Here is a 3,504-nt window from a genome sequence, read left to right as displayed (position 1 = left end):
GCATAAAAGTGACATTCTACAACAAGCAGTTCATCAATGTGGATATCGAGACCGAACCGCTTCAGGATGTCCTGCAGCATTCGGATTTCATCACGCTCCATGTTCCGGCCCAGAAAGACGGTTACATGATCGGAGCCGCTGAATTTGAAATGATGAAGCAGGGTGTGGCGATTGTCAACTGTTCGAGAGGCGGAGTGATTGATGAGGCTGCCCTGATTGCTGCCCTGGATTCAGGAAAAGTAAAATTTGCAGGACTTGATGTTTTCATCAATGAGCCGACCCCGGCAAAAGAAATCCTCAGCCACCCGAAAATTTCCATGACGCCGCATACCGGAGCGTCTACGCTGGAAGCACAGGACAGAATCGGGCTTTCCCTGGCAGAACAGATTTCAAGTATTTTACAGATTCAGTAAAAATAAAATATAAAGAAAAAAAGCACTTCATTCCGAAGTGCTTTTTCTTTTATAGCGTATTTTTGCTTTTCAGGAGATCCCTGATCTCTGCCAGCAGTTTCTGGTCTTCCGTAGGACCTGCAGGCACTACCGGAACAGGTTCCGGCTTCCGGTTCAGCTTGTTCACCATGGTGATCAGGAGGAAGAGTACCAGGGCCACAATAAAGAAGCTGATGACCGATGACAGGAAGCTTCCGTACTTCACGCCGTTCCAGGACAGTTCGGCGATGTTTTTCACGTGGGCCTTTTCCAGGGCAGGATTCAGCAGGAGCGGAGTGATGATATCATCCACGAATGATTTCACAATGGCACTGAAGGCTGCACCGATGATTACCCCCACGGCCAGGTCCAGCACATTGCCCTTGAAGGCAAATTCTTTAAATTCTTTAACAAATCCCATAATCGTTTTTTAATGTGTTATAAACAAAAATAAGCAATTCATACCATAAAAAACACATACCATGTCAAATATTGGAGAATTAATTGAAATATGCTGTGTTTCAGCGGGGTAAATAGGTAATTTTGCTATTCAATGAATAGAATACTAGCAATAGAAGCTTCAGGTTTCCGGCTGCGACTTTTTCTTCTGTATCCGGCATTATCTTTCCGGTACAGTCTGGCTGGATCATTGAAAATTTCGCAAGGATAAACGGATTCCGTACAGCTTTTCATAAAAATCAGCTTTGTCAGAATGTGTATCTCTCCACATGCCGCCGGAATCTGCTCACCCGGAAAAAGTACCGGAGTGCATTCTTTCAAAATCTCCGGATCATGGCGGAAGCCGGTGCTGCAAACATCCGGAAAAGCCTTATCATACAGATGCCGGATGTTACTCACAGGCCTGATTTTATTTTACTTAGTCTTTTAATTTTTTGTAAATTAGCCTGACTTATTTTTAATACATTTCGATGAAAATTTTAACTGCCAAGCAGATCCAGGATTGTGATCAGTATACAATAAAAAATGAACCTGTAGCTTCCATTCACCTCATGGAAAGAGCAGCCCAGGCCTGTGTTGACTGGATTTCTGAAAACTGCAACCATCACAGGAATTTTGCCATTTTCTGCGGCACCGGAAACAATGGCGGCGACGGGTTTGCCATTGCCAAAATGCTTTACCTGAAAGGCTTCGATATCGATGTTTTTACCAATTGCAAAGGAAAGTTCTCTCCCGATGCCCATGTCAATTTTAAAGCTCTGAAAGAAATTTCGGGAATTACCCTCCGTGATTTCAAAGACGCTGCGGGTTACCGGTTCGATAACCGTACGGTCATCATCGATGCCATCTTCGGGACCGGGTTGTCCAGGCCGGCGGAAGGAGACGTCAGAAACCTGATCGCCATGCTGAATGACAAAACCAATCTCAAAATTTCCATCGATCTTCCTTCAGGCCTTTTCGCAGACCATATTTTTTCAGACGGATCCACGGTATTCAAAGCAGATTACACCCTGAGCCTGCAATTCTGGAAAAAAACATTCCTTCATCCGGAAACCGGTAAGTATACGGGTAAAGTGCATATCCTGGATATCCGCATCAGCGACGACTGTATTGCAGAAGCCAGGACCGATGATTTTGTGATCCATGATATGGTAAAGAATATTTTCAGGCTGAGAGATGATTTTTCACATAAAGGAACCTATGGGAAGGCCATTATTGCAGGCGGAAGCTATGGCAAAATAGGAGCCGCCGTACTGGCTGCGAGATCTTGCCTGCGGTCGGGGGCCGGGCTTACTTTTGTTTCTGCTCCGAAATGCGGATACGAAATCATACAGACTGCAGCACCTGAAGCCCTGTTTCTGGAAGCGGGCACCGATTATATAGACCGCTTCGGGCCGGATGAAAAAGCTGTTTTCGGAATTGGTCCCGGTTTGGGAACCCATGAGAAGACCGCAGAGAGCTTTCTTCTGTTTCTCAGGACGTACTCCAGGCCGCTGGTGCTGGATGCCGATGCCCTGAATATCATTTCAGAGCATCCCGGAAGTGTAGAGCTGATCCCGGAAAAGTCTCTGATTACCCCTCATCCCAAAGAATTTGAAAGGCTTTTTGGGAAAACGGAAAACTCCTTTGAGCGGCTGCAGCTGGCAAAGACCAAAGCCTGGGAACTGAACGTGTATATCATTCTGAAAGACCATCATACGCAGGTGGTAACACCGGAAGGAAAGGTCTTCTATAACATCACCGGAAATGCCGGCCTGGCGAAAGGCGGAAGCGGGGATATCCTCACCGGTATTCTCACCTCGCTGCTGGCCCAGCAGTATACGGAGGAGCAGGCTGCCATTCTGGGCGTATGGTTCCACGGAAGGGCTGCCGAATATGCCTCGGAAAGGTGCTCTAAAGAATCTGTACTTCCAACCGATGTCATTGAAGCTTTCGGAAATGTTTTTGAGGAACTGAACCATAAGGTAAAGAGGATGCTGTAGCCCGGCGCTTTCCGGAAAACGGAGAAAAAGATCGGAATATCAAAGGGTACTTTCCCGGTTACAGGTTAAACTGATTACAGAGAAATCACATAAAAAAAGAGGCAGTTCCCGGAGGACTGCCTCTTTCTGTAGCCGTTCCGCCATTGCGGAAGCAGGCATGGTATATCTTAGTCCGGCTTCTCGTTTTCCGCCTGGGTAATGGTGAATTTTTTGGATACGATCATGATGATGACCCCTGCAATCATGAAGGGAATGGAAAGGACCTGCCCTGTATTCAGCCCTCCCAACCGGATGAACTCGTCTCCCTGCGGTTCTTTCAGGAATTCCACAAAGAACCTGATGGCCCAGAGGATGATGAAAAACAACCCGAAAAGCCAGCCCTGACGGTATTTTTTATTGGTTTTCCTGTACAGGAACCAAAGCAGCACAAACAGGCATACATAACCGAAAGCTTCAAAAAGCTGGGCCGGATATCTCGGTACCGTCAGACCGTATTCGCTGCTCTGCTGCGGGAACAGAATGGCGAAAGGGGAGTTGGGATCTACCGGTTTCCCGATGATTTCAGAATTGAAGAAATTTCCCAGTCTTACAAATGCGCCACCCAGGGAAATCACGATACCCAGTCGGTCATA

Annotated in this window: 4 protein-coding genes; 2 read left to right on the top strand and 2 right to left on the bottom strand. The window is 46.7% G+C overall.

Features of this window, described 5'->3' with window-relative positions; genetic code table 11:
- A partial coding sequence (locus tag QZ735_RS19405) for an NAD(P)-dependent oxidoreductase (protein ID WP_294252249.1) occupies positions 1–413 on the top strand: 413 nt, incomplete at its 5' end.
- A gap of 49 nt (positions 414–462) precedes the next feature.
- Here the strand turns inward: QZ735_RS19405 and mscL are convergent.
- Positions 463–852: a large conductance mechanosensitive channel protein MscL gene (mscL, locus tag QZ735_RS19400; RefSeq protein WP_294252247.1), complete on the bottom strand. Its 390-nt coding sequence runs from the start codon at positions 850–852 to the stop codon at positions 463–465.
- Between the two features lie 508 nt (positions 853–1,360).
- Here mscL and QZ735_RS19395 point away from each other — a divergent pair.
- Positions 1,361–2,872: an NAD(P)H-hydrate dehydratase gene (locus QZ735_RS19395; protein ID WP_294252246.1), complete on the top strand. Its 1,512-nt coding sequence runs from the start codon at positions 1,361–1,363 to the stop codon at positions 2,870–2,872.
- 167 nt (positions 2,873–3,039) lie between these two features.
- Here QZ735_RS19395 and QZ735_RS19390 read toward each other — a convergent pair.
- Positions 3,040–3,504, bottom strand: a 465-nt coding sequence (locus tag QZ735_RS19390; RefSeq protein WP_294252244.1) for a prolipoprotein diacylglyceryl transferase, incomplete at its 5' end; no start/stop codon positions are given.

Source organism: uncultured Chryseobacterium sp. (assembly GCF_913776365.1).
Taxonomy (GTDB): domain Bacteria; phylum Bacteroidota; class Bacteroidia; order Flavobacteriales; family Weeksellaceae; genus Chryseobacterium.
The sequence above is the reverse complement of the archived record's forward strand: the minus strand, read 5'-3'. Positions and strand labels throughout refer to the sequence as shown.

Excerpts from the sequence above, each read along its gene's own strand:
- mscL (WP_294252247.1), bottom strand. The coding sequence starts at position 852 with ATGGGATTTGTTAAAGAATTTAAAGAATTTGCCTTCAAGGGCAATGTG.
- QZ735_RS19395 (WP_294252246.1), top strand. The coding sequence starts at position 1,361 with ATGAAAATTTTAACTGCCAAGCAGATCCAGGATTGTGATCAGTATACA.